This is a genomic window from Pseudomonas extremaustralis (assembly GCF_900102035.1).
GTDB classification, from domain to species: domain Bacteria; phylum Pseudomonadota; class Gammaproteobacteria; order Pseudomonadales; family Pseudomonadaceae; genus Aquipseudomonas; species Aquipseudomonas extremaustralis.
On the sequence record NZ_LT629689.1, the window covers coordinates 5,908,650 to 5,934,922 of the forward strand.

General features: G+C 59.6%; 24 protein-coding genes and 1 pseudogene. 16 read left to right on the forward strand and 9 right to left on the reverse strand.

The genetic code is table 11. The annotated features are described in order from the left end of the window. Window positions 1-312 precede the first annotated feature (312 nt). Window positions 313-1,776, forward strand: a complete 1,464-nt coding sequence (locus tag BLR63_RS27260) for a hypothetical protein (protein WP_010562580.1) — start codon at window positions 313-315, stop codon at window positions 1,774-1,776. 45 nt (window positions 1,777-1,821) lie between these two features. Here the strand turns inward: BLR63_RS27260 and BLR63_RS27265 are convergent. Then, a pseudogene (locus BLR63_RS27265) lies at window positions 1,822-2,304 on the reverse strand (WYL domain-containing protein); the annotation flags it as partial. A 32-nt stretch (window positions 2,305-2,336) separates the two neighbouring features. On the opposite strand from BLR63_RS27265, the gene BLR63_RS27270 reads away from it, so the two are divergent. From BLR63_RS27270 to BLR63_RS27290, 5 genes are all read left to right on the forward strand, one after another. After that, entirely contained in the window at window positions 2,337-2,669 is a 333-nt protein-coding gene (locus BLR63_RS27270) for a LeoA/HP0731 family dynamin-like GTPase (protein WP_010562582.1), read from the forward strand. A 430-nt stretch (window positions 2,670-3,099) separates the two neighbouring features. Further along, window positions 3,100-4,464 carry a glycosyltransferase family protein gene (locus BLR63_RS27275; RefSeq protein WP_010562583.1) on the forward strand — a complete coding sequence of 455 codons (1,365 nt, stop codon included), beginning with the start codon at window positions 3,100-3,102 and terminating at the stop codon, window positions 4,462-4,464. Window positions 4,465-4,709: 245 nt separating this feature from the next. After that, a complete protein-coding gene (locus BLR63_RS27280) occupies window positions 4,710-5,456 on the forward strand; it encodes an SDR family oxidoreductase (RefSeq protein WP_010562584.1) in 747 nt (248 codons plus the stop codon). A 148-nt stretch (window positions 5,457-5,604) separates the two neighbouring features. After that, on the forward strand, window positions 5,605-6,459 hold the full coding sequence (locus BLR63_RS27285; RefSeq protein ID WP_010562585.1) for a DJ-1/PfpI family protein: 855 nt from the start codon (window positions 5,605-5,607) through the stop codon (window positions 6,457-6,459). A gap of 119 nt (window positions 6,460-6,578) precedes the next feature. Further along, a complete protein-coding gene (locus BLR63_RS27290) occupies window positions 6,579-7,040 on the forward strand; it encodes a YybH family protein (RefSeq protein WP_010562586.1) in 462 nt (153 codons plus the stop codon). 24 nt (window positions 7,041-7,064) lie between these two features. Here the strand turns inward: BLR63_RS27290 and BLR63_RS27295 are convergent, their stop codons facing one another. Further along, complete coding sequence (locus tag BLR63_RS27295) at window positions 7,065-8,018, reverse strand: GlxA family transcriptional regulator (protein ID WP_010562587.1); 954 nt, start codon at window positions 8,016-8,018, stop codon at window positions 7,065-7,067. A gap of 245 nt (window positions 8,019-8,263) precedes the next feature. Between BLR63_RS27295 and BLR63_RS27300 the strand changes: the two genes are divergently transcribed. The 5 genes from BLR63_RS27300 to BLR63_RS27320 all read left to right on the forward strand — a co-directional run bounded on the left by BLR63_RS27300 (window position 8,264) and on the right by BLR63_RS27320 (window position 11,625). After that, entirely contained in the window at window positions 8,264-8,683 is a 420-nt protein-coding gene (locus tag BLR63_RS27300; protein ID WP_010562588.1) for a RidA family protein, read from the forward strand. Window positions 8,684-9,127: 444 nt separating this feature from the next. After that, entirely contained in the window at window positions 9,128-9,412 is a 285-nt protein-coding gene (locus tag BLR63_RS27305) for a PqqD family protein (protein ID WP_010562589.1), read from the forward strand. Then, window positions 9,409-9,822, forward strand: coding sequence for a lasso peptide biosynthesis B2 protein (locus BLR63_RS32500; protein ID WP_081480318.1), 414 nt, complete (start codon window positions 9,409-9,411; stop codon window positions 9,820-9,822). Before BLR63_RS27305 ends, BLR63_RS32500 begins: the two co-directional genes overlap by 4 nt. Window positions 9,823-9,832: 10 nt before the next feature. Beyond that, window positions 9,833-10,789 carry a phosphoenolpyruvate carboxykinase (ATP) gene (locus BLR63_RS31395; protein ID WP_130926022.1) on the forward strand — a complete coding sequence of 319 codons (957 nt, stop codon included), beginning with the start codon at window positions 9,833-9,835 and terminating at the stop codon, window positions 10,787-10,789. Beyond that, entirely contained in the window at window positions 10,786-11,625 is an 840-nt protein-coding gene (locus BLR63_RS27320; RefSeq protein WP_010562591.1) for a sulfotransferase domain-containing protein, read from the forward strand. Before BLR63_RS31395 ends, BLR63_RS27320 begins: the two co-directional genes overlap by 4 nt. Before the next feature lie 31 nt (window positions 11,626-11,656). Here the strand turns inward: BLR63_RS27320 and BLR63_RS27325 are convergent, their stop codons facing one another. From BLR63_RS27325 to BLR63_RS27330, 3 genes are all read right to left on the reverse strand, one after another. Continuing rightward, on the reverse strand, window positions 11,657-13,582 hold the full coding sequence (locus tag BLR63_RS27325; protein ID WP_081480320.1) for an asparagine synthetase B family protein: 1,926 nt from the start codon (window positions 13,580-13,582) through the stop codon (window positions 11,657-11,659). Between the two features lie 37 nt (window positions 13,583-13,619). Beyond that, window positions 13,620-13,778, reverse strand: coding sequence for a hypothetical protein (locus BLR63_RS31400; RefSeq protein WP_156791912.1), 159 nt, complete (start codon window positions 13,776-13,778; stop codon window positions 13,620-13,622). 69 nt (window positions 13,779-13,847) lie between these two features. Continuing rightward, window positions 13,848-14,597: a hypothetical protein gene (locus BLR63_RS27330; protein WP_010562593.1), complete on the reverse strand. Its 750-nt coding sequence runs from the start codon at window positions 14,595-14,597 to the stop codon at window positions 13,848-13,850. Window positions 14,598-14,771: 174 nt separating this feature from the next. Between BLR63_RS27330 and BLR63_RS27335 the strand changes: the two genes are divergently transcribed. Then, on the forward strand, window positions 14,772-15,395 hold the full coding sequence (locus tag BLR63_RS27335; protein WP_158000180.1) for a class I SAM-dependent methyltransferase: 624 nt from the start codon (window positions 14,772-14,774) through the stop codon (window positions 15,393-15,395). A 165-nt stretch (window positions 15,396-15,560) separates the two neighbouring features. Here BLR63_RS27335 and BLR63_RS27340 read toward each other — a convergent pair whose 3' ends face one another. From BLR63_RS27340 to BLR63_RS27350, 3 genes are read right to left on the reverse strand one after another with little or no spacing between them, the layout of a single operon-like run. Further along, complete coding sequence (locus tag BLR63_RS27340; RefSeq protein WP_010562595.1) at window positions 15,561-17,345, reverse strand: ATP-binding cassette domain-containing protein; 1,785 nt, start codon at window positions 17,343-17,345, stop codon at window positions 15,561-15,563. Next, entirely contained in the window at window positions 17,342-19,093 is a 1,752-nt protein-coding gene (locus tag BLR63_RS27345) for a glycosyltransferase (RefSeq protein ID WP_010562596.1), read from the reverse strand. The genes BLR63_RS27340 and BLR63_RS27345 overlap by 4 nt, the downstream gene beginning before the upstream one ends. Next, the gene (locus BLR63_RS27350; protein ID WP_010562597.1) at window positions 19,090-20,337 is read right to left on the reverse strand and encodes a hypothetical protein; all 1,248 of its coding nucleotides are present in this window, start codon (window positions 20,335-20,337) and stop codon (window positions 19,090-19,092) included. The genes BLR63_RS27345 and BLR63_RS27350 overlap by 4 nt, the downstream gene beginning before the upstream one ends. Before the next feature lie 155 nt (window positions 20,338-20,492). On the opposite strand from BLR63_RS27350, the gene BLR63_RS27355 reads away from it, so the two are divergent. Then, window positions 20,493-21,653: a nucleotidyltransferase family protein gene (locus BLR63_RS27355; RefSeq protein WP_010562598.1), complete on the forward strand. Its 1,161-nt coding sequence runs from the start codon at window positions 20,493-20,495 to the stop codon at window positions 21,651-21,653. Next, window positions 21,650-22,954, forward strand: a complete 1,305-nt coding sequence (locus tag BLR63_RS27360) for a sugar transferase (RefSeq protein WP_130926021.1) — start codon at window positions 21,650-21,652, stop codon at window positions 22,952-22,954. Before BLR63_RS27355 ends, BLR63_RS27360 begins: the two co-directional genes overlap by 4 nt. Here the strand turns inward: BLR63_RS27360 and BLR63_RS27365 are convergent. Beyond that, on the reverse strand, window positions 22,884-23,816 hold the full coding sequence (locus BLR63_RS27365; protein ID WP_081480323.1) for a class I SAM-dependent methyltransferase: 933 nt from the start codon (window positions 23,814-23,816) through the stop codon (window positions 22,884-22,886). The two genes, BLR63_RS27360 and BLR63_RS27365, sit on opposite strands and share 71 nt — an antisense overlap. Window positions 23,817-24,172: 356 nt before the next feature. On the opposite strand from BLR63_RS27365, the gene BLR63_RS27370 reads away from it, so the two are divergent. Together BLR63_RS27370 and BLR63_RS27375 are read left to right on the forward strand one after the other, a co-directional pair. Then, the gene (locus BLR63_RS27370; RefSeq protein ID WP_130926020.1) at window positions 24,173-25,258 is read left to right on the forward strand and encodes a hypothetical protein; all 1,086 of its coding nucleotides are present in this window, start codon (window positions 24,173-24,175) and stop codon (window positions 25,256-25,258) included. Further along, window positions 25,255-26,184, forward strand: coding sequence for an NAD-dependent epimerase/dehydratase family protein (locus BLR63_RS27375; RefSeq protein ID WP_010562602.1), 930 nt, complete (start codon window positions 25,255-25,257; stop codon window positions 26,182-26,184). The genes BLR63_RS27370 and BLR63_RS27375 overlap by 4 nt, the downstream gene beginning before the upstream one ends. The last annotated feature ends 89 nt before the right edge of the window (window positions 26,185-26,273 follow it).

The window sequence follows — 26,273 nt, forward strand, 5'->3', positions numbered from 1 at the left end:
TCGCGCGTTTTTAAGCGGTTTGCATATTCCGATAATTTATAGATTGCGGGGCGTCGGAGCGGCATAACCGTCGCGCAGGCGCTTTACAGGGGCGTGCCGATCATTTCGGGCAATGGGCCGCGCTTAAATAGAAGAGAAGTGTCTGAAAGTCGACATATAGAGTGCCGCTCAGCCCCGATGACGATCGAGAAGTGTCTGGTCTGGGCCTTGGCGCCTGTTCCATTGATTTATCTGTACGGGCAAACAACGTGGACGGAGGCTGTGGTTTTGCTTAGGGTGTGGCCATTCGATATTACTGACACGGTGGTCCGCATGCGGCGCGAACAGTTCCTGGCACAACCTGAAATTGAGTCCTTCATCGCATGGCTCGCGACGAACTTGCCGAGGCTGACGTTCAAGCTGCGCTTCAAGTCGAGCCCATTGGTACCTGGCGGTTTAACGGCTGATGTCCAGGGCATCGAGCAGGTACTGGGGCACTATCGCTGGAAGGCAAGCTGGCAGGATAGCCACCAACGCCCGGTGGATTCACAGACCTGGGCGGAAACTCAGCGCTCTCTCGGGCAACTTCGCCAATGGCTGACGAGTGCGGTCAAGCGCGGGGACGAGCAGCAAGCGCTGCAGGCCTGTCTGCAGATTCTGCGGTGGGGCGGTGTCCGGGGCGCCATTGCGTTTTTGCACCGGCTGGCCGCAAGGGGCGAGTTGTCGCGCTACCTGCAAAAGATGGCCGGATTGATGTCGCTCGACGGCGACCATGATCTGGATGATCTCGACGCGAGCAGCGTCGAGCGTTTCGATGCGGGCCTGACTAAGATTCACGCGTTGTTTGATTCGTCGGGCTCACCCATCTATGACAGCCGCGTCGGTGCTGCGATAGGCATGCTGTATTCATTGTTTCGCCAGCAATGGACGGGAGGCGGCAAACCCTTGCTGGCGTTCCCGTCCGGCGCTGCGCGTGGCAACCAGATCCGCAACCCCGGAGCGTTTTTGAACGGGTTGGCCGCGCCGCAGTTTTCTTCGATCAGCTACGAGGCATGGGCCCGCTGGCAAGTGCGCTTGGGCTGGATTATCCGCGCCCTGCTCGAGCGTACCGGCTGGTTCGCCGAGCAAGGCGCGCTGCCTGCGCGGTGCCATGCATTCGAGGCCAGCCTGTTTGTGCTTGGCTATGACCTGCGCTGCTTTGGCTGCACGCCGAAGGCTGTCGTCCCCGACCTGTCGGAACGCGAACGCGACAGCACGGGCTGGGTGCCGACGGGAAACCCCTTCAGCCAGGTCATCAACGACTATCTGTTCTTCCGGCGCCAGGGCGGAAAAGGTGATAAAGCCTCGTTCGTGGACTGGCTGTCGACGCGTGCGCACACCGAGCGCCCGGTCTCGCGGGCGACCGCGCAGGACTACTGTTTTGCGTTTTCCATGCAGGAGTTCGACCTCTTCGACCGGTCACTCGACGAACTCGAGCGGATTGTCGCAGGGGGCGAGGACGGCTTGCGTGCCGCCTTGGCGAGCGAGGCGCTGGAGCCTTTCGTCTTGGGCGATGAACGCGTCAGCGTGTGTCTGGTAGACGTCTTGATCACGGGCCGGGCGTATCAGCGCGATACGACGGGGGACGCATGTGTCGAGTCGATCCTGAGCGCCGGATACGCCGGCACGAAAAACAGCGCAAACACGCTGATGGCGCTCGGGCGCAACGTGGGCAAGCACTTCGGCCTGCTTGACGCCAAGCATTTGCCTACGCCGCTCTTCGAACGGTTCTTCGGCGAATGCTCGCTCGAGGCGTGACGGTCACGCCCTTGAGCCTGGTCACCGGCCTGCATGCGCTGCGCCTCAATCATGCATCAGCCATGGCCTCAACTCTTTGAGGTTGGTGACCACGATCTGCTGGGCCTCAGGGTTGGTCGCCTGGTTTCTCGGGTCGACCTGATAGCGGCGCAAGACGTACTTCACCAGGGCCTTGCGACTGGCGACCACCAGTTGCCCGTCCGTCATGCCGAAGTCGGTTTCGATGATGGCTTGCTGCGCTGCGTTCAAGCGGCCATCGGGGGCAAAGATGATCGGCACTTCAGTGTTCCAGTCTTCGTCCAGTTCCCGTGTGTTCTGCGACGCGTCGAGCAGGCCCGGCTCACCGCGCAGGCGGCTCAGCACGAAATCACGGTACTGGCGATTTTTTTCGCAGTAGGCGCGTACGTGCCAGCGCATCCCGGTGTAGACCAGGGTGTGAGGGGCAATCAGGCGGATCTCCACGTCCGGGGTGTTGAGTGAAACGTACTCGGTTTCCAGGCGTAAACCGTCGCGACAGGCTGCGAGCAATCCGCACCAGGCCTACCCAGGAGAATGCATTCATGGCGATAGCCAAGGGCGCCAACGGTGCGCCTGCCTTTCTCGGCGTCGCCATCGAAGCCTGGGGCAGCTGGGAGCAATACAAGCGCGAAGAGGCGTTCCGTAAGTCCATCGCGAAGATGGTCGAAGACTTTGAGAAGCGGCGCAAAGAACTGATCGGCCTGATCAACGCCGAGCAATTCAGGGAGCAATTCTTCGGCAAGTACCTGCAACTCAAGGACAGCGTCGCCCAGCTTCAGGACAGCTTGAAAGACTGCAACGAACGCCAGCAGCGCTTCCAGGCTTGGCGGGTCGAGGCACAAACCATCCAGGCGCAGTTCAAGGCGTTGAGTTGAGTGCCGTGAGGCATCAGAGGTGATCGTCGGGCTCAGGCTGGTGTTGCTTGAGCCCGCCATGGTTCCGATACCACGCCACGGTGTCGGAACGGGTCTGTTCCAGTACGCGTAGACCTCCTGCGCCGCCGCCAATAGATACAGCGCGGGCGGAGGATTTCCCACGACGCGGTATGACGCCCATGTACGCACGAATCTGTGTTCGACAGTTCTAAGTTGGTGAATCCATAGAATTTATTTATGAGAGAGTCAATACCTACCCTGGCCTGTTTGCATCTTTTTCGAGTGTCTTCAGCTGATGTTCAGAACTTGTGTGCTAGTTGATAAGTTGAGCTGAAAGGTCGCATGGTTTTAACAGTTTTTCCCTGTTTTTGTCTGGATGGCCCAAAAAGAAAAATGCTAGCCTGCGAGTTTTTTGGGATAGCGGGGCCACATGAAAGTGCTGAAAGAAATGGCTTTAAAAAAGCCATGCTCATTTATTTTTATATTGACATTTCTCGTGTTCGCGGTTTTGCAATACAAGCTGGCTGTGCTCAATTACACAACGCGCTTTGTCGATTTTGCTCAAAATATGCTCGAGCATGGGGTGACGCTGTTTCCCATCGCGGATAATCTGCAGCCATATCCCGATTACACGGTAATCAATACGCTTCTTGTTTATCTGGTTTCTTTGCCGTTTGGCCGTGTATCCGTTCTTTCAATGGGGCTTCCCTTCTGCGTTGCCGCTGCTTTGATGCTGGTGTTTGTTTACAAGCTCGGTGTATTGCATGAGAAAAAATGGGGCGCATATGGTGTTGTGTTTACCCTGTTCACCTGGTCATTTCTGGACGGCGTGAACTCCTTGGCACTGGATATATACCCCGCGCTTGTTACGGTGGTGTGTTTTTATCTGGCCTATTCGGGAGAGGTATACAAACAACGTTTTCGATTGCCGCTTGTGCTCGCAGGCCTTGCGCTGGGCTTTGCGTTTCGTGGCCCTATTGGTCTGATCGGCCCCGCCTGTGTGGTCGCCTCTTATTATTTTTTGAGCAAGCAATGGCGCATGCTGGTTGTGTTTTGTTTGCTGGCAGGCTTGGTCTTGGCCATGGGCGTCGCAGTGCTGGCATGGGCTGCCTATGTACAAGGTGGAGAGGCTTTTCTACACGAGGTATTGACCATGCAAGGGCTGGGGCGGTTTAGCAGTGATCACTCGCCCCGTTATTACTTCTATTTCTCAACAGGTTTACTGACCTATGGCGTAACAGTTCTTATTGCTTTGAACGTTATCGTCAAGAAGGGGAAGTGCTTTTTCGAACGCTCCCCCCATCCGTCCACGAACATGCTGTTGTATCTATCGGGCTGGCTGCTTGTGGTGATCGCGCTGTTCACGATCCCAAGCTCCAAGAAAGCGCGTTACATACTTTCAATCACACCGGCTATTTCCTTATTGGCTGCCTACATCTTCGTGGATCGCAGCCATCTCTTTGCAAGTACCAGAGACAAACTACTGAGGTTTTGCTTAAACCTGCCAGTGGTTGGCCTGGGAATGTTACTGCTCGTGTTTATTCATGGCCTGTATGCGGCGACACCACTTCGACCGAACTATCTCGGTGCGTCCGTGGGTTTGATTGCCCTTGTTGCCGTCAGGCCCTGGATGGTGAGACGTTTCAGCGTGCATCCCCATCGTGAATTTGTGATTGTGTCTTTTGGTGCAGCCGCCTTCCTCATAATGGACATGTTTTTCTTTAACTCTATTACCTACCACTTGGAGTTGGCCAATGAGCCGACACCCAAGTTCCTGCCGTATTGGTTTTGGTAAGGTCTACGGTGCCGGGGGCGGTCCAGTGTGGTGACTCCGGCTATTCGTGGATGTTTGTCCTGCGGGAATAACCAGAGCGTCCGGCTTTTTTTACTTATACCAACTTCTTAATAGTGGCGTTTTTTGAGGGTTATACGACCTTTACGCCACTAATGCCTGTTTCCATAATTTGCCCAGGAAATCGACCGGAGCCATGCACATGGCCTACGGCTTGATCAATCACGAAGCAGAGAAAGGGGCAGAAGATGAGGCTTAAGAACAAGTCAGCGTTGATCACGGGCGGTACCAGTGGCATCGGCCTCGCGACCGCGAAGCTCTTCATTGCAGAAGGTGCCCGAGTAGCGGTTACGGGGCGCGATGATGCCGTATTCGAGCAAGTGAAGGCCGAGCTGGGTGAGAATGCGCTCGTTCTCAAGGGCGATGTACGTTCGATCGAGGATATGCGCAGGATTGCCGCTGAGGTTAAAGAAAAGTTCGGTGGCCTGGATGTCGTGTTTGCCAACGCTGGTCGAGCGTTTCCATCAGCAATCAACGATATCGAAGAAGAGCTCTACAACGAGATCATGGACATTAACGTCAAGGGCGTGGTGTTCACACTTCAGGCGGTGCTGCCAGATTTGCGCGAGGGCGCCTCGTTTATTCTGAATACATCGTTTGTTGCGCAGACGGGCAAGCACAACATTTCCCTGACTGCCGCCGCCAAGGCCGCCGTGCGGTCTCTTGCACGCAGTTGGTCGTTCGAATTCCTGGACCGGAAGATCCGGTTCAACGCAATTGCACCGGGTGGGATAAACACACCGCTGCTCGGCAAATGGGGAATGTCTGACCACGATCTCCAGCACTTCAAGAATGAGTTCGCAAAGTTTGTCCCGGTGGGCCACATGGGCGAGCCCCAGGACATTGCTTACGCAGCGCTTTATCTCGCCAGCGACGAATCCTCCTACGTCGTCGGTACTGAACTGGTCGTCGACGGCGGCGCTTCGCAACTTTGAGGCTTCGGCTCTCTGTTAGAAGGACCTCGACCTACACCTGCCCATTCACTCTCAATCACATGTCCGCCACGCATTTTGTCGTGGTGATTCTTCAGTCCGGTCCACCTTGCCTGCGCTCGCAGGGGGCCAAGCACAAGGAGAAAATATCTTGACCGACAATAACGAAAACAACGCAACTGACGAGCAGCCTATGGGGGCCGGCAGTTCCCGGCGTGATGTTCTCAAATTCGGCAGCATCGTCACGCTCGGCTCGATCCTGGGAGGCGGTGCCTTGCTTGGCAAGGCCACGCCTGTGCTTGCCCAGGCGGACAGCAAAGGGGCGCTTGCTCCAGATGAGCCGTTCAATATTCTGATCGTAAATTACGACGGCGGTACGCTTCTCGATTTCGCCGGTCCCAGCGAGATTTTTCATCGGCTACCGAATACGAACGTTCGCTATGCGAGTCTGAAGGGGGGCAACGTGACCCTCGAATTCGGGGTCGTGTATGGCAACACGGAACGACTGGCTGATATTGAGAAGACCGACTTAATCCTGGTCCCCGGCGGCTCAGATTTGTCGGCGCCGATGCACCCTGAGTATCTGGCGCAGATCCGACGCCTGGCTGAAGGCGCCAAACACATTACGTCGGTGTGCAATGGATCGCTCGTACTCGCCGCAGCCGGCGTTCTCAACGGTAAGCGAAGCGCCTGTCACTGGGCCTTCGTCAACAAACTGGCCGAATATGGCGCCATTGGCGTTCCGGATCGTTTCGTCGAAGACGACAACGGCCGGTTCATGAGCGGCGGTGGCGTAACTGCGGGCATCGACTTCGCCATTCGCGTCGCTGCGAAAATGCGCGGGAACCTGGATGCCGAGTTCACGCAACTCGCGATTGAATATGACCCCGATCCGCCTTTCCGCTCCGGTCACCCCAGGGACGCTCGGCCAGAAGTCATCGCGATGGTCGACAAAATCTTGCCTAACGCATCCAAGGGGCTCGCGCGTATTCCAGGCGTTCGCTGAAACAAACGCAGGCATCATTGCGGTCATATCCCTGATCCCGTGATGCCTGACTGAAACCTGTTCGATCTGTCCATCCGGCGCAGCGCTCACCCACTCAAGTCAAAATGGGAAATCATCAGATGAAGTTTCATGTTCTTGCTACTGGCTTTACAGCCTGCTTCTCGCTTTTCGCCTTTTCCGTGCCGGCAACTGCCGGTAGCGAGAATCGCCCGCCCGAGGCGGCCATCAAAGCCGAGAATGCGCGATTTGCGCAAGCATATGGGCGAGGTGACTATGGGGCGGTCGCCCGCCTCTATACCAAGGATGGCGCGCTCTTGCCACCCGGAGGCGGCAAGATCATTGGCGCCACGGCAATCACGGAATACTTCAGCAAGCAACATGTTGGACCCAGGCCCGACACGGTGTCTTTCGCCAATTACGAGTTTTACGGTGACGATCAGGCTGTTACCGAAGTATCGGATGCCGAGATCCGTGATGCCGATGGCAAGCTCAAGTACAGCGGCAAACAGATCCTGATCTTTCTGAAACAGGACGGCGTTTGGAAGTTGCATCGCGACATGTGGAACGATCACGCTCTTTGAATGGAGCCGCAATCAGCGTTCATGTCAGGGCACAGTGTTGCCGGTGAGTCTGCGCTCGCGTCGAATGGATTGAGGCGGATGCCCGTAGATTTTGACGAAGGCCCTGCGCATTCTTTCTGGATCGGTGAATCCGATCGCGAGAGCAATCTGCTCGATCGGTTCGCTGCCGTTTTGCAGGCGCAAACATGCAGCTTCAACTCGCAGCCGCTCGACTGCCTTGGCTGGCGTCTCACCCGTTTCTCGGCGGAATGCTCGTCCGAACTGTCGCAAGCTCAGTCTTGCGGCATCGGCGAGCCGTTCGACAGGCAACGGCTCAGCCAGATGTTCTCGGGCAAAATTCAGAGCGATGCGGATGCGATCCGACTCCGGTTCCATTTGCGACATCGCGGAGAACTGGGACTGGCCTCCTGGCCGGCGATACGGAACGACCAGGAGCCTGGAAACATCGCGCGCAATTTCCGCGCCCATATCCCTTTCAATCATGGCCAGCGCCAAGTCGATTCCGGAGGCGATGCCCGCCGATGTCCAGATGCGTCCGTCCGCTATGTAGATGCTATCGCCCTCGACCTTGATAGTCGGGAAGCGCAACTGCAATTGCGCCGTGTAGCTCCAGTGCGTCGTTGCTCTCAGACCGTCCAATAGGCCGGTTTCCGCCAGCAGAAACGCGCCAGTACACACGCTGGCCACCCGCGAGGCTTTGGAAGCCAACTGCTTGGCAATGGCGATGTTCTCCGCTGTCTGCATCGGCTCGATATCACCACCGACAAACACCACGGTATCAAACCTGCGGTTGCCGACCGGCCTCGTCTCGATCGGAAGGCCTGTATTGCCAACAACCGGCCCTCCCGACTTTGAGATGACGCGAAGATCATAGGGGGTATGACCGGCAGCTGTGGCCACCTGATTAAACGCAGAAAGTGGCCCAGCAAGATCCAATGCATCGTGACCAGGGCAAACGAAGAATCCAATTCGACGCATGGTGAACTACCTCAATATTGGGAAGGCTTTTTTTACAAATAACCCTCGATTTACGTCATGGCAATCTTTTTTTGAGTCTCGCCGATGGTGACGCATTACTTGGCCTGAAATGAGGGAAATACGTCGTTTGCGCATCGGCGAGGTGGACGTACAGTCGATGCTCTGGACGGCGCAGTCGACTCGTTTTCATCGAGGAGGAGGGCACCCATCTCCGTTCGGAGCCATTTAATTCAAGGACATGGGAAATGACCAAGAAAGTGCTTGAGATCCCGCCGGATCATCCGATGTTTGCTGCGCACCATAGCGGCTATGAGCGTTATGGTTACTCGCCCGCGGTTCGCGCCGGCGACTTTCTCTTCATCGCTGGCGAGATCGGTTTCCGACCCGACGGCTCTGTCCCCGATAGCGTCGCTGAGCAGACCGCTGTTGCGCTTGAGCGGACAAAGGAAATCTTGCGGCTACAAGGACTCACGATGGCCGATCTCGTAGAAGTGGTGAGCTATCACGTCAACCTGAAAGAGACGATCGACGAGTTCTTGCCCGTGAAGGCTCAGTACACGGAACGCCCGTTTCCTGCCTGGTCGATCATTGGCGTCGAGGCCCTCGCCCGTCCCGAGCTCAAGATCGAAATTCGAAGCATCGCAGTTTTCCCAACAGGCAAGTAGGGCATATCCAGGCCAGTGATTGCGTGCGTCTTTGTGGTGGTTTTTTAGATTCTGTTCAGTCTCCAAGCCGTCTTGACGGCCCGCCACCAGCGCATCAGCAATCGTGAGATTTTTGATCCGCGTCGCTTATCGACAAAAGCAAAACGTTCTAGCAGGGTAAATTTGTTTATGAGCGAGAAGACACTGCTGCTGAGCGGAGCCAGTCGTGGTATCGGTCACCTAATCCCAGAATTTGTCCCCATCTATTTATGGGCAAAATCGAGACCGCAGCATACAGCCCTTGTCCGCTGACCCTGAGAAGCACTAATAAGTGAAAGGTCGAGTGCGGGCTATGGGGGCATTGGCCAGTGTTGACACGCCCTGGTTTGGCCGGTCTGCGGGCTTGTAGATCCATGGAAGGCTCGGCATTATTAGCTGCGTTTGATTGGGGCGACGGAGCCAAGAATGAGCGATATCACGGGAGAGGCGACTGTCATCAGGAATGCTAGCGTGCTAGCTGCCGAAATCGGTGGAGAACTGGTGCTAATGAGCGTGTCCCAGTGGCACTACTTCGGCCTCAACTCCGTGGCCAGCGATATTTGGGAGCGACTCGCATCGCCTGTGCGTGTAGAGACCTTGTGTGAGACGCTGTCAGCCGAGTATGACGGAGACATCAAGGTGATTCGTCAGGATGTCATGGAGTTGCTGAGCAAGCTGGCGAGTCGTGAGCTCATCGAGGTTCAGGTTTGATCAGCGCTCACCGTCTTCGTGTTATCGAAGCCGCCCTCTTTTTTTCTCTCACGCCTATCTTCTGTCGTCTGTTTTCGTGGCGCCTTTTGCTGAGTTTGAGTGGAGCTCGCATTGAACCGGCATCGTCTGATTTGAATCCTGCCTTGTCGCCGATGGCTCGTGCGGTGGGAGACGCCGTGGCCGTTGCGGCCAGGCGCCTTCCCTGGAAACCTCTTTGTTTGCGCCAAGCGTTGGTGGCTGCCTGCATGTTGCGCCTGCGCGGGAAACGCTCCGTACTATGCCTGGGCGTACGCAGAGAAGGTGAATCTATAGGCGCGCATGCATGGCTGGTATTGCTTGGGCAAGACGGTGGGATCGTTTGCGGGGCGGAGAATATTGGCAATGTTCGCGCTTTGCGGCAGCAAGATTAGGTGTCACTCCATGTATGACGATTACTATCTATGTGGCTGGCGCGTGCGCAGTGACTTGCCGTTGCCGGAGCTATTGCCCTGGACAGGGGATCTACAGGCTCCGATAGACCTACATATCGAGCTCGGAGCGGTTGAGGCACGACTGCCGGACCCTTCATACGAAGGTCCCGTTCTGCAAATGGGCGCTGATGGAACCTGTCGTTTCGCTATCGAGTCAGTTGCGACCTACCGTATAGCACACGATGGCCGTACGATTCGGGTACAACCCAGCCTCTCAGCGGATCTCCCCGCAGTAAGGACATTTTTGTTCGGTACCGTGTTTGCAATTGTTTGCCAGCGCCGTACGGTCTTACCTTTGCATGCCTGTTGCGTGAAACTGCCTTCTCCCCAGGGCGATGTTGCGGTCGCCTTCACGGCGCCTTCGGGAACGGGTAAATCGACCCTGGCATCTGCCTTCATGCGGCGTGGTTATCCGATTCTGGCGGACGATGTCACGGTGATAAGCCTCGACCAGGAGCGAGGCGCAATTGCGTTGCCTACTTTCCCCAGGGTTAAGCTCTGGCAGGATGCAATGAGCCAGTTTGGCCATGGCATGGATGACGCAGAGCGTGTACGTCATGGTATGGACAAATTCTCCGTCGGCTTAGGGGCAGAGCACTTCGCCGGCGGCACGCCTTTGAGGCTGGCAGCGCTGTACCATCTTGAGCGGGTCGAAGATGCCAAGCATGCGGGGCAGGAAGAAGTTGCCGGGTTGCTGGCCTCGGTTCGATTCTCCAAGGCCCTGTATCAGGAGCGCATTCTCATGACCGTTGCCTCGGGTAAGGGCGCCCACTTCTCTCTGGTAACGCGATTGGCTGCTGGCATTGCGCGACATGTTCTGGTTCGACAGCTTTCTGGTTTTGAACATTTAGATGAACTTGTCCAGCGCACTGTGGCGTTCCACGCCGGGATGAGCAGTCAGGCATGAGTGGCTTTTACTGGCTGGCGTCCTATCCTAAGTCTGGTAACACATGGTTGCGCTTGGTGCTCAACAGTTATCGTCTGGGCGGATCGAAGCCCGACTTCTCGCAGAAACAGAACTTCGCTCCTATTGCCAGCAGTCGGCGCCGCTTCGACGAGCTTGTGGGCGTCGCATCTTCTGATTTGCTGCCGGATGAGTTGCTGAAGTTGCGTCCGCGCATGTATGAGCTGCAAGTAACGGGGGCGCGCGAACCTTTGTTCAATAAGGTGCATGACGCGTGGCAATTGACTCCAGGGGGGGAGCCACTGTTCCCAGCCGCCAATACCCTTGGAGTGGTCTATATCGTACGCGATCCTCGAGATGTGGTTTTGTCGCTGGCCGGGCACATCGGTTTTAGTGTGGATAGGGCGATCGATCTTCTCCTCGACGAAGCAGCTATCCTGTGTGACCAAACGCTCGGACTCAGGGATCAGCTACCTCAACGACTGCGGAGCTGGAGTCGGCATGTGCTGAGCTGGATTGATCTGCCCGCGCCTTGGAGTCCTTTGCTGATTCGCTATGAAGACATGTTGATGAAGCCCCAGGAAAGCTTTGCCTGTGTCATCAAATATTGTGGCTGGCCGTTAGATGACGAACGTCTAGAGCAAGCCTTGGATGCCACTCGTTTCGACCGGCTGCAGGCTGCGGAGGCCAGACATGGCTTCAGTGAACGGCCGCAACGCGCCGCTCGCTTCTTCCGAGAGGGGCGTGCTGGAGGATGGCGTGAGCGATTGAATGAAGCACAGCTACGACGCATTGAAGATGCCACCGAGCCGGTAAGAGCGCGTCTTGCTTATTTCTAGGCAAGGGCCTGGGCACTTGAGTCCATGAAGGTTAACCCTGGAGCCGGCAGCCAGTTTCGATCCAGCGCAGGAACGCACCAAAGTGTAGACCTCGGTGTAGAAGGATCAGGTGCTCCGGACTCTCTGGTCGGCTTGGCCAGTGCGAAAGGAGGGCCCTCATTCGTTTCAGGTCGAGCAAGCGCTGGGCCAGGGGGGAAGCCTCCAGCTCTTCGAGTCGTTCGCCTAGAAAAGGGCGCAGCATATTCATCCGCTGAAGGTATTCGGGGCATTGCATGCCGCGTTTACGGTTGTTGACCACCTCGCTCGGCAGGCGATCCGCTGTGACTCGACGGGCGAGGAGGCGAGTTACGCCACCTTGCAGGTAGAGGCTATCGGGAAGTGAAAAGCAGAATTCAAGCAAGCGCCGATCAGCCATCGGGTCGCGAACCTCGAAGCCATGTAGGGCGCGTACAAGTCCCGTTGCCTGTAGCGCTGACTGGCGCTCCCGGAACCACGCCTGGCGTAGCTGCCAGCTTGCCATGGAGGCCATTTGCTTGCGGCGCTTGACCCCATCTTCGGTTCGAAGACGTGCCTTTATCATTGGCTCAATTGGATATAGATGTCCCCACTCGGAAGTGCTCGACCTGGCTTGCAGTTTTGCTATCCACTGCTGAATGATGTCCGGGGCAAACGGGGCCAGGGTGGAGCGCCATATCTGGCGCGCCATGGATGCAGTCTGTCCGTTCGTGCGGGCCAGGGCGAGTGACTCCTGAAAGGCCTTCAACCAGCGGCCATCCCTCATCAGGCCCGTAAGGGTGCCATGTCCGTCCCAGGACAAAGTCACATTACCGAGCGCTCCGGACAGCAGTACACGCCCTCCTTGCTGCCTTATGTGATCCCGTGCGGAGCCCATCCAGGCCAGGTTCATCACGTTTCGCCAAGGGACGCCTGTCATTTGGAACATCTGTAGCCAGTCGGTATCCCATCGATGCTGCATTGGCCCATTGAAAAAAAGAGGCTGCAATCCGGGTGTCTGTTCGCAGATGCTTGCTACATAGCGCCGCTCACTCATGTAGTGGTGATCTGAATCCAGCAGTTCGGTATTGGCGGCGGGCAGGCAGGTGATGGTGGTCAATGAGTTGCCTGGCAGGTGTTTCACGGCCGTCACCGACACGGCGGAGGAGTCCAATCCTCCTGTGAGAGAGGAAAATGCAGGGCCTTCGATCCTCAGGCAGTCTTTGACCGCTCGCTCGAACAATTCGCGTGCTGCCTCGACGTATTCCTCTTCTCTGGGCAAGCGCAGTTCGGTTCGTTGTTCAGGCGTCCAGTAGAAACGTTGCTTGAGTTGACCCGAGCGCAATATTGCCACTGAGCCCGCCGGTAGAAGGCGCAGATGCTTGTAAGGTGTGCCGTTGTCGGCCACCGGTAAGTCCGATAGCAGGGCGACGAGGTGGTCTTCGTCTAGCTCGTGATCGATGCCGGGAACTGCCAGTAGGGCGGCAGGGTTCGTGGCGAAAGCAAAGAGCCCATCTCCCTCGTGATAATACAGGGGGCGCTGACCAACTGCGTCGCGTGCGAGCAACAGACTACGATCAGCAAAATCCCATACTGCTAGAGCAAAATCTCCGAGCATGCGCTCGGGACCGCTCGCTCCCCAGCGCGCCATTGCTTCAAAGGCAATGGCACTGTCGGCCCAGCCGCGTGCTTCCCTGGGGAGTGCCAGCGCGTCTATCAGCTCGATGCGATTAATCAGGTAACCGTCAAATACCAACACCAGAGGTGCATCATTCCGAATTGCGGGCTGATGATCCTGACGATCCTCCGGGGCTGTTATACGTAGACGATGGGTAAAGTGAAGGCCCAGGTCAGACCAGTGACGTGGTTGTTCTAGTCCTGGAGCATCGAGTGCAACTGCAAAATGCTCAGCGAGTTCCGCAGGTATGGCCCGAGCGGAAAGCAGTCCGGCAAATGCGCTCATTTATTAGCCAGTGATTTACATTGACTGAGCATACTGGTTAAGAGACGTTCGAAAAGCCAAACGTACCGTCATTGCCGCTTGTTGCGTAAATAGATGAAGTCACATCCGATATGGAGACTTCAATGATTTCCGGTTTCTCCCAAGTTTTACGTTGGGGGTTGATCTCGTTGGATTCATTAGTGTCTTGTTCGGCCATCTTTTTACTCCTGTAAGTCTGGGGGTCAAGCTACATCAACTGCTCGCATGTTGGCAATTGGGGGATTGGCTAAGGTGCCGCAGGGTAAGAGACAGGCTCAGGATACAGAGATCTGCCTTGGGTGAATTGTTTGTAGCTTTCGTCACCCAACTGATAGGCAATCTGCATCCAAGTCATCATCGTTAACGCATGCTGCCTCGCCTTTGGCGGAGCGGGCTGACGCAGTCGTTTCAGCAACTCCAACTCGGCTGTGGCGAGATCATCGCTGAAGGTGAATTCGTTTGAAGGGCCACAGTGGACCTCATATTCGGTGCAGCCACGCTTTATGCTAACCGAGACGCTGGCGCCAAGTTCAGGTGTGTCCAGTACTCGTTCAAGGACCCGCTGGTAAGCCTCGCGGGCATTTTGCAGCCCATCCAGATAGAACAGGGCTCGGTATGGGCCGGCCTGGTAGCGTGCATTCAGGCTGGCGCCGGCCTTGTAGGCATAGGGTAGGTCATGCGCGATCTTCTGGGTCGCAATCAGCTGTTCCAAGTTGGCTGGGCGTATCTGTACCTTGAAGCAGTGGCGGCAGCCTACCGGGACGGCCGCTTGACCGTAGGCCTGACGGAACAGGAAGCCCAGGAGCTTACCGCAGGGGAATGGTGTGCGGATGGGACCAACCACCCAGTTTTCAGTCAATCGGACAGGACGCGACAGTTCCCAGGTGTCATCTTCATGCAGAATTACATCGCCTCTTTCGCGTGCGATCAGGAGATTTTTCCCAATGGTGGACTTGCCCAGTTTGAGGTTCAGAAAGTTCGTGCTTGTTAAGGTCAAGGTAACCCGCTCCGAATCGTTTGTTGGTGGACAGTTTCCTTGTCATAGAAATTACGGTAAAGCGAAATGAGGCGTCTTTGGTTGTTCCGCGAATGGGTGCGTTTCATGGTGCAAGTTTTGCGTGGCGGCGAGCGGCGGAGCTCTGCGCTCCTGATGCGGCGGCGTCCGCAAGGCTTGTTTCAGCCCTATGGTACGACGCAGGAAGATCGCTACCCCGAGCTGTTCCAGTCGATTCGCCAGGTACTGGCAGACACTCCGCAAGCGCGCCTCCTGTCGTTCGGCTGCTCTACGGGCGAGGAAGTGTTCAGCCTGGCCCGCTATTTCCGACATGCCCATATCCGTGGCGTGGATATCGATGCTGGCCGTATTGGCCGGTGCCGGGCGCGATGGCAGCGTGAGGGACGAGAGCCCCGCCTGAGCTTCGCGTGCGCGGGTGATGTTGCGCTGGAGGCGACCGCCAGCTATGACCTGGTGATGGCAATGGCCGTCTTCCGCCATGGCGCGTTGGGGGAGGGGCCCACTGACTGTTCTGCCTGGATTCGCTTCGCCGACTTTGATCGCGTGCTTGGCGACCTCGCCAGGGTGCTCAAGCCGGGTGGTTTGCTGGTGATCCGCCACGCCAACTTCCGTTTTGGCGACACGGGCGCGGCGAGCCTGTTCGAGTGCCTGCGCGGCGAAGCGGCGCTGGCTTCGCCTATCTACGGACGGGACGACCGCTTGCTGCCCGGCGTACCGGGGGACGACGGCATCTACCGCAAGCGGCCAGCGTCCCTTGCCTCATCGAACATGGCGCGGTAGCGCTTATCCGCAGCCACGACCTGTGGGGTTCGTTGCGGGCGTCCTCTGGGCTATGCCCGGCCGGTGCCGAAGTCATCCAGCAATACCTGCAAATCCGTTGCCAGGTCAGCAGCAAGTAGCCTTCGGCTTGCGCCCCCAGGCTCTCCAGGATCCCCAAGCCAAACGCTAGATCCATGGGTGGGAGCGCTCTGCAAAGTCGATAGCCGGATCGGGCTCGGGTGAACAAATGAAGTCCGTGAGCGCGCCGTCGGCCATCAGCACGTTACGGTCGGTATGGTGCAAGGCGGTGAGGCGATGGGTGATCAGTACCACGGCAAGCTCGGGCCTGGCAGCGCGCAGGGCTTGCAGAAAGCGGCTCTCGCTCAATTGGTCCAGTGCTGCCGTGGCCTCATCCAGAACCAGCAGCACCTGGGCATGGGCTACCGCGCGAGCAAGCCCGATGCGTTGCCGCTCGCCGCTCGATAGCTGTTGCTCGAACGCCTCCACAGGCGTGTCCAGGCCTTGAGGAAGGCGGTTCAGCAGGGCGTCGACACCGGCAATGGCCAGTGCGTCGCTGAGCGTCTGCTCTGCACTGCAGCCCAGAAAGGCTAGGTTGTCGCGCAGCGTGCCAGGAATCAGCGTCGTGCCAGAGGCGGCATAACCGATGGTGCGACGCTCAACTGGTAGGTCGAGCCATTGCAGCGTGCCATGGTTTGGCTGCAGTTCACCGATCAGTACATCCACCAATGTCGATTTGCCCACGCCCGATTCGCCGACCAAGCCCAGCCACTCCCCTTGGGCGATGCTCAGGTTCAGGTTGTGGATAACTGCCTGACTGGCCTGGGGGTAACGGTACTGCAGCGCCTCGCACAGCAGCACCGGCTGGAGCGGGGCGCGAGCAGGTGCTGCGTGCTGTTGGGGGCCCGCTGGGGGTGTTCGGTAGGGCGAGTCGGGCGAGGTCAATTCCTCAAAATACGGGCGTGAGAAGCGCAGCGTCTGCAGGCTGAGCAGTACACGCCGAAAACCTGGCAGCAACCGCAAGCCCACGGCTGAAAACAGGGCCATTGCATGCAGGTCCGTTTGTCCGCTTCCCTTACTGGCCACTAGTACGCACAGCACCAGCATCATCAGGAAAAACAGCTCCATGACGGGTGACTGGACCTCCATCAGCGTGCGTTCGCGGGCCGTGGCGCGGGCGAAGCGTTTGGCTACCGGGTAATAGCGCTCCAGTACCGCCTGCACACGGCCATACAGGTGTATTTCGCGCAGGCAGGCAATGCTGTCGGTGACCCAGCGCTGCATCAGCACCTGACTTTCTCCTCTGCGGGTTTCCCTGATGTCGTTGAGCACCAAGGACAGGGCGCCGCCAACGCCGGCGGCCAGCAGCAATGCACCGAGCAGCATCGCCGTCGCCAGAGGCTCCAGAGCCAGCAACACGCAGAGCAGGAGAGTGACCACCAACACTTCAGTGAGCAGCTCCAGGCTTGGCAAGAGGGTGCCTATGACGATTCTGGGCGCCATGTAGTTGACGGCCACATTGCTGCCCTGGGCCGTTGTGTTTGAGAGCTGCGCAACGGGGCGGGTCAATTCGTGCTGGAAAATACTCAACGAGATCATCAGCGTCCAGGCGTCGATCAGCCGGCTACGTGCGGCAGACAGCAACGGCGCCAGCACGCCCTTGCCCAGCACCAGGGCCACCACCAGCAGCGGCAGTGGGGATACGCCGCTACCGGCAAACGCTGCCCATTGCGTTTCGAGTTGTGCATACCAGCCGGAGGGCGTTCGCCCCGTCGGTAGCAGCGTGCCCAGCAGGATCGCCACCAGCAACGCACAGAACGTATCGATGGCGGCCTTGGCCAGCAGCAGCGTCAGCATCGACACAATGCTGGACGTGCTGGCGCCACAGCGTCTGACGAAGGCCAGTGCCCGTGGTGGAAGGTCGAACAGTGCAAAGGGTTTCACAAGTTTCATGGGCTTACGGCGATCAAGGATTTGGGCAAGCCCAGGATTCGTTCGCGGATGATACGGGCAGCAGGAAACAAAATCTGCATCTGTCGACGGGTCAGGAGGCGGACGCTATCGACCATGAATTCGGCCTGTTGGTGGTTCGTTGCCCGCCGCCAATGCCCCAGCGTGGCGTGGCGTACCAGCCAGATCTTGAGGCGACGAGGCAGCCAGTGGAAAAACGGCGTCATGCAGTGCGGTTCGAGCGGACACCAGAAATCCGGCGTCTGGATAAAGTAGCGCTCGGCGACGCGTACCAACTCACGGGCAAAGCGTTCGACGCGCTCCGGGCTGCCCACATGCTCGATCACCGAGTTGGAATGCACGATATGAAAGGCGCGATTTTCGAACTGGCTCAGGTCGCAGCCATCGGCGCGCACCGAGCTGAAAGGGGGCTGCAGCAGCTGGCTGGCGGGCCCGGTGTTGAGCAGGGTGATCGACACCCGACGCGAGGCCAGGTAGGTCGCCGGCAGGATTTTCCAATAGCGCTGGGTGCCGCCTACATCCAGCACCTTGACGTGGCCATGGCGTGCATAGGTCTGCTCGATCATGTCCCGTAATGGCCCGGCACGTCGTGTCCGCAGCCGCGTTCCGAGGGATCGCGGGTTGTCATAGTCGGTCAGATAGAGCGCCAACCTGTTCATCCAACTGGTCGGTCGTTGCTGCGGCACGGCCTGGTTGTAGAAGGCCACCAGCTCGGCGGACTTGCGCTGCCAGGTAAAGCCGTGACGAACCGCCTCGATCACCGTGGCTGGCACGGTGCGTTGTGCGCTCTGAGCGGCACACGCGCCCAGGGCCGGGATGTCGCCCAGGGCGAACACGCCGTTCCAGCCTACGGCATCGGTGATGGCGCGGCACCCCTCGATATCCGAGCAGACGATGGGCACACCGGCCAGCAATGCCTCAAGGATGACAGTCGGCATGCCTTCGCGCTCGGAGGCCAGCACCATCGCCTTGCAACCGGCCATCATCTGTTGGGTAACGGCATCGTCCTGCCAGCCATGAAAGCGCACACGCGAGGACAGGCCCCATTGTGCCGTCAAGGTTTCCAGGCGCGAGCGGTCACTGCCTTGACCGACGATGTGCAGAACGGCCTGGGTCAGGGGGGGCGTTTTCAGCGCAGCAATCACATCATCGAGGCGTTTGACCGGATCTAGACGCCCTATGGACAGCAAGGCCGGCGCCCCCTCCAGCGGCTCCGGGTTGGCGACGGCGGGCTGGCGGTGATCATCAATACAGTTGGGAATGATCAGGGTCCGCGTGGGTTGCAAGCCGCGGCGGGCAAGGTCGGCTTCCCAGCCCTTGTGCAGCAGCACCACGGCGCTGGCAGCGCGCACCATCAGGCGCTCGACGGTGCTGTCCCACAGGCGCTTGAACAGACGCCGCCACCTGGAGCCGGTGTCGTAGTAACAATGCGGGGTGTACACCAGCCGCCGGCCACGGACGACGGCCAGGAGGGCGGCGAATGCGGCAATTGGGGTACGGGCGCCATGCACATGCACGAGGTCATGGTCAGCCACGGCGGACCAGAGACTTCGATAACCACCCTGGCGTACGTCGAGCCCGCCGCCGGCCACATCGACCCGCGGGGCAAGGATGGCGATGCGGACGGTGTCATCGGCCTGTATCGCCCTGGCCAGTCCCTGGATATGACGGGCCACGCCGCTGGATAGGGGTTCGAACTCTTTGCTGACATGCAGCACCCGTATCGTCATGCCACAGGCTCCAGCGTCGCCGGCTGCTCGAGCCGTTGCAGCAAACCGGCGAACCCGCTGGTTTGCGTGGCAAAGTGGCTGCGCAACCATTGGGTCTGGGCCTGTCCCGTGGCCTGGCGAAAGGCCGGGTCATCGCGCAGACGCTGATAGAGGCTGACCACTTGCTTGGCTGTCTCGGCCTGCAAAGGCGCCGCCATTGCCTGGCGTAGCGCCCGGTTCCCCGGTAATGCCAACTGCAACGCCACCACCCAATGCCCGGCCAGCGCGGCCTCCAGCATGGCGGTGGAGCAGTAGCCCACCACCAACTGTGGTATGGCGGCCCGGGGTTGCAGCTCTGGGTGCGGTGGGCGGCGAGTGGCGCGTGCGGCCGCACCGCTATAGGGCTGGTCTTCCTGGGGGTGCAGCAGAATGCGGGCATCCGGGGCGATTTGCAGCAGTGCATGGGCAAAGGTCGCCAGGGCTTCGCCTATGCCCTCGCCCAGTATCTGGGCATGGGTTTGCGAGAGCAGGGCAATGCCTTCTGGGGGGCGCGCAGCCTGCTCCGGCCGTTCCCCCCGGCGCAATGCGTCCTCTACCAGTTGCGCGCTCGGGGTGCCGTTGGTCTCGAACACTTGGCGGCTGGCGTCTCCCCATACCAAGTAGCAGTCGGCCCGGGTCGGGAAGAACTCATCCGTGGCAATGCCGTGTTGCACGCAGATGCTGGTCAGCCCCTGGCCAATCGCGGCGCGGCTCATCAGATCGAAATCGTTGTGCAGCAGCACGACACCACGGCTGCCTGCCAGGGTACGCCGCAGGCTGGCGGACCAGAGCGCGCGGCGGGCCAGGCAACTGGCGAGCAGCAGTGGCCGCGCTTGCCTCAGCGTGACGATGAACACGTGCAAGGCCGAGCGCCACGCCTGCAGGTCGGGGCGCGCGGGCCGGATGCAGGGCAGGGCTGGGGAGATATCATCGATGGCCAGGCGTGGGTGCAACAGCACCAGCGGCGCATAGCCCGCCGCTGCCAGGGCGGGCAGTGCCCGTTGCAGGGTACTCCAGCCACTCACGCCAGCCAGGGTGGTCAACAGGATGGCTTGCTTGTGCCCCTGCGCGTTGAGGCCAGGGCTCGTGCGCCTGAGCAATAGCCAGGAGTCACGCAGCAGGGCTGCCAGGGCGCGGATCCCAGCCGCAACCTGGCTTCTTCCGGCGTGCAGGTAGAACAGCTCATGGCGAACATCTGCGGCATCCGGGCCGAACTGCTGGCGCATATATTCAACGTGCTCAGAGAAAGATTCTCGTAGCCAGTCGGATGATTTCATAGGATAAAATCCGATTTCTCTTATGCCCGCAACGCTACAGCTAGGCAGCTGAGTTGCCAACTACCATCAGACACTTGTGTAGTGCACAGGATATGCGCCCCGTTATGGACACCCCCCATGCTCATTGCACCGCCAGCGCCGCCGGGCAGAACGCCGATGACATCCATGTCGACCGTGCTGAACTGCTGCAGGCAACCTTGTGCTTGATGGGGTTCGAGCAGCCGTTCACCGCTCCCGCCGTGCCCGCCCTTTGCCAGTTCATCCGCCACCACGGGGTGGCGGGCCTGTTGCAGCCCGACAGGGTACAAAGCCAGGCCCCCGTTTATGTGGCAGCGCTGAATGCCGAGCGCCAGCGCATTGTCATACGGGCCCTGGCGCTGGGGGCCGGGCTCAAGCGTCTGGTTGCGGGATTTACCGCGCGAGGCCTCCAGCCGCTGGCGCTCAAAGGGCCGGCGCTGGCCGTACAGGCCTACGGCAATCTCGGCGCACGGGGGGGCGTGGACCTGGATGTACTGCTGCCGGCCGAGCAGTGGCCCGAGGGCCTGGCCGTATTGCAGGACATGGGCTATCACATGGCCCCAGGCCAACAGTGGCCCCTGCCCGATGCCGCCCATGAACTGGTGCTGACACATGAGCAGCAGCCGCGCATCGAATTGCACCGCCGTCTTTTGCGTCACCAGCATTTGCTCCACGCTCCGCAGCGAATAACCCAGGTGCTTGACCTGCAAGGCACCGAAGTGACCTGCCTGGCGCCGACCTACGCGCTGCCGTATTTAATTGCCCACGCCAGCCAGCACTGTTTCCGCCGCTTGATCTGGCTGATGGATATACACGCGCTGTTGCAGCGCGCCGACCTGGACCTTGAGCTGCTCGCCAGCCAGGTAAAACGCAGCGGCACCTGCGCGATGCTGGACACCTGCCTCAGCCTGCTGACCGTGCTGTTCGGCCTGCAGGCTCCGGCGCCTCTGCAGCAGGTGCGCCGACCTTGCCGGGCAAGCCGGGAGATGGTGGAGCTGGCACTGGATGCGCTGCGCAGGTCACTGAGCGATGACCAAGTGGCGACGGGCCAAGGCCTGTTCAAACGCGTGAGCCTGGACATCGCCTTGCAGGACACGCTGCCGGCCCGTTGGCAGGCGCTGGCGGGCTGGTTGAGCCCGACGGCAAAGGACCACCAGTGGCTGGCACTGCCACGCGGGCTGAGCTTTCTCTATCCGTTCGTGCGCCTTTTCCGGCTGGCGTTGCGCCGGCGGGGGGACGAAATTTGATTCCTGCCGTCCCGCTCTCTCGTTTACTGGCTCGCGGCCTGAGCGTTGCAGCCAGCGCCTTGTTGGCAGGCTGGGTCGTCGAGTCCGGAAGTCTCTGGCCTGGCACCTGGGGCCTGGCATTGGGGGTCGCGTTGCAGTTCATGGTGCTGGACTGGGCGCTGATACGTCCCCGCCATCGCGTGGCCGAACGCCTGGCCACGGGCATCGGGCAGCTGCTTCTGGGGCTGGGTGTGCTGGCCTGTCTGGCGGGGCTGTTCGGCTATTCATTATTGGTGTCGTGGTCGCTGGGCTGGCTGCTGTTGGCCAGTGTCATGCTTGCCCTGCTCGAGCTGGGCAATGATCGGGTCGCAGCCTGGCGTCCCGGCGTGCCCAGGGTCGTGCTGGCTGGCGCTTGCCCACATGTCAGCCCGTTCACGGAACAGCTTGGGCAGGCCGCCGTTCGCTTGTCGCGTGAAGACGCCCTTGGCTTGCTGACGCAGCAGCCAACCCTACAGCTGTCAGAGCGTGTGGTGATTTTCGATACATGCCTGCACGCAACGCCGCCCCAGTGCGTGCAAGACGGGTGCCCCACGCTGCCCGTGCGGGAGGTGCATGCGTTTTCGTCAGGAGCAGCGGCGGCCAAGCGCTTGTTCGATCTACTCGGCGCGACTGTGTTGCTCAGCGCCTGTGCGCCGCTGCTGGTGGTCATCGCGCTGATCGTTCGCCTGCAAGACGGCGGGCCGGCGCTCTTTCGCCAGCAGCGCCTCGGCTTGCAGGGTTCGATCATTACCGTGCTGAAGTTCCGCAGCATGGGGGTGGCCGCCGGTAGTGACCTGCTGGCGCCCCAGGCGTGCCTCGATGACCCGCGTGTCACGCCGCTTGGCAAGTGGATGCGTCACTGGGGCATTGATGAGCTACCACAGCTGATCAACGTATTGCGCGGTGATATGTCCCTGGTCGGCCCACGGCCCCACGCGGTCGCTCATGACCTGCATTACGGCGCCAAGGTTTATGGTTACACCGCGCGGCAGGCCGCCAGACCCGGTATCACCGGGCTTGCCCAGATCCGTGGTCGGCGTGGGGAAACCCGCGCCGTATCCGACATGGCTTCACGGGTGCGCGATGACCTCGAATACATTGCGCGCCAGTCGCTGTGGCTGGACCTGTTTATCCTGCTAGCCACACCGATAGCGCTACTGCGCAGCGGCCATGGGCGCTGTGACCCGGAGCGTATAACCGTCCCGGCCCCCTCTAGAGACGAGCAAGCCGCCACGCCATCCGAAGATAGCCGTTACGCAGACTCAAAGGCCGAATCTGTTTGAGGATGTGGGCTCGGATGTCGTCCGCTGACGGTGGTAGTGGCGCGACGGTAGGTGTCGCCGATGCGCTGAGCCGTGCATACACGCGCAGATTGCCCTCGTAGATTCCGTGGGCTTCCTGGCGCCAGGACTGGGCATAAAACCCATTGGCGCTCAACAATGCCTCAAGGGTTTGCTGACAGAAATAGCTGCGGTGCGAAACATGCACCTGCGACAAGCCAAGCTCGGGCCAGTCGGCCCCGATATTCGGGACCTCGATCACCAGCCAGCCCTGCGGATCCATCAGCTTGGCTATCCGAGCCAGTGCTTTGCCCGGCTCCTGAAGATGTTCCAAAACATGGAACAATGTCACCAGCCGAGGCGCGAAAGGCAGTTGCGTCTGTTCGTCGAGCTCCTCTGGCCGAACGTGTTCGCCCAAGCCCAGCACCTGTACCGCATGATCGCGCTGAGGGCCGCCTGGCTCCAGGCCCATATAGTGTTCATAGCTGTGGGCGCGACAGACATCCAGGAAAAACCCCAGGCCGGCACCGATATCCAGCACCGATTTGCATTGACCAACAACGGCGCTGATCTCGCTAAAGCGGTAGCCAGCGATCAGCCGATAGTTCCACATTGCTTTGCTGGTTGGTGGTTGTCGCATAAGACGGGGGTACAACTGGCCGTAGAAGCGCGTTTGGGTGTCGCCCTTCATGCCACGCGCGAGATAAACCAGGCCGCAATGGCGGCAGGTCGACAGATTGACTCGCAGAAAATAACGGTCATATCGCCAGATAAGCTGGGGATCGTATTGCCCGCAGCCAGGGCAGGGAAGTTCGACTAGATGTCGATTGATCTGGCGAAGCTGATTGAACAGAGAAAATGCCATCTGTGCCTGTTTCCGAATTGAATCGAAGACGTCCTTAAAAGTTGCAGCACTCTAGCAGTCTGTAAGACGATGGTAACGATCTGTCTCTATTCATTGGTCGCCCCAAACGCTGTCAGCGCATTGCAGCGGCCTGATGGCTGTGGCAAATTCTGGCACTTTGCCCCGTGACTAGCAGACCTCCCGCACGTTTTTGCAGGCAGGCCCACCAGGTTGGAATGATGCATACAACGCCCACAGCAAGACCCATCGGGCCTGACGATGAAATTTCGCTGGCGGAGCTGGCGCTGCGAGCTCTGCAGTTCTATCAGCGGTTTGGCCGCTTGCTGCTGCTCTTGGCGCTGCTAGGGGCGGTTACTGTGGCTGCCTGGGTAGCCAATCGCCCGCTGTATAGCGTGTCCGCACTGCTCGAGGTGCCGAAGGTAACGCTTGAAGAATGGCGGCAGGCGCAGTCGTTTCTCTGGGACAAACGCTGGGTCGATCACGCCTTCGGTGACAACCAGCAAGCAGCCGACCCTAAGCGCCTGCAGTTGCGCAACCGTGCGTTCAACCCCGAGTACTGGGTCCAGACCGTACGCTATCGCTCCTCTCTCAATCGAGACGACGCTCGGGATATTCCTGTTGCGCAAATCCAGAGCAGCACGGGGCTTGGCTTGGAGTTCGCGCTGCGGGTGCCTGACGAGGAACAGGCCAGCCTGACCATCAATACCCTCGCTCGACAAGTACGCGAAGCCTTTCTGGCCAATAGCCTGATCGACTTGGTGAGGACCAGCCAGGCCGCCCTCGATCATCGTCCGCAACTCAAGCTGGATGTGCTCAAGGCCGAGTTCGACATTGAACAGAGCCGCCAGCGCATCGCGGACATGCGCCAGTTGCTGGAGAGCTACCCGGATCTGCGCCATCTGGAAACCAGCACCCTGTTTTCGGTCAGCGACGGCGGTGGCAAATATCTGTCGCCCTTGGCGCAGATCGTGGCCCTGGAAAGCACGGTTTCCGAACTGCAGGCCAAGGCGCGAGCGGCCCAGCGTGAACTGGACAAGCTCGACTGGACCGAGCGACTGCTGGCTGGCATGGACGAAACGATCCGCAACGCGACCTCGGGGCAGGTCATTCTCGATAAGCTCAAGAGCAACCGCGAAATCTTGCTTGCCAACGCGGCCCAATTGAACGCCAGCGCTCAGGAAGCAGCCGAAGATATCGCCCTCAAACTCACCCAGGCCGAGTCCCGGCAGCAAGCCATCGGCATCAAGACACGCTCGGCGATTTCCACGGCGCCGGTGCCGCTGCGCAACCCGCTGATTATGGGCGCCGCGGCATTCGTGCTGGTGTTCGTGGCGCTGTCCATCATGCTCGCGCTGTACGTAGCGCTGCATAAAGAACGCGATGTGTTGTTGTGGCTGCCACGCGCGATCCGCAGCAGGCTGATTGTGGAGCCAAGGGCATGATGCGCCTGTTGGTGACCGGCGGCGCCGGTATGTTGGGACGCCGTGTCGTTCGGCAATGGCGCGCTGCCGGCGGTGAAGTGGCGGTGCTGGACAATCTCTCCAGCGGCCTTTCGATGCCGCCCGAGGCCAGTTGGTCGGTCCAGGCCGACCTTCGCGATGCCCAGGTGCTGGCCGACCTGCTGGCGTCCTGGCGCCCCGATGCCATCCTGCATCTGGCGGCGGTGCATCACATTCCCACCTGCGAGACTCAGCGCGCACATTGCCTCGACGTTAACGTGGTGGGCACCGAAAAGCTGCTGGCCGCGGCTGAAACGGCGCAGGTGGACCGCGTGGTGATTGCCTCGAGTGGCGCGGTCTACGCTTGGCAGGAAGGGCCGCTGTCGGAACTGTCCAGCCCCTTGGCAGCCTGTGACAACTATGCCTTGTCCAAGCACTGCAACGAGCAGCAACTGCAGTTCTGGAGCGGGCGCGGCGGGCATATCGGGCGGGTGGCGCGGATTTTCAACGCAGTGGGCCATGATGACCCTAACGCCCATCTGATCCCCGATGTGCTCAAGCAATTACGCCGATCGAGCGATGGCTGCATACGCCTGGGCAACCTGACGCCCCGGCGCGACTACCTGCATGCCGATGACATCGCCCGTGGTCTGATCGCCATGCTGCACGACCCGCGTACAGATGTGCCATTCGACGTGTTCAATCTGTGTTCGGGTGTGGAGCATTCCGTCGAACAACTGGTGCAGCAGCTCGGTGACATCGTGGGCGTGCAGGTCAAGGTAGAAGTTGACCCGGCACGGCAACGGCGTGTCGACCGCCCCAGTCAGTTGGGCGACCCTAGCCGCACCCTGCAGTTGTTGGGCTGGCAGCCCCGTCTGGCGTTTGCCGAAGCCCTGCGCCTGGTTGTGTTTCCGGACCGTGAGCCGTGAGCGTGAGGCCGACGCGACTGCCGCCGTCCTTTTCTACAGTACGACAGGGGGCCACAGGTAACGGCGGGTCGCTCACGCAATCGTTTGTG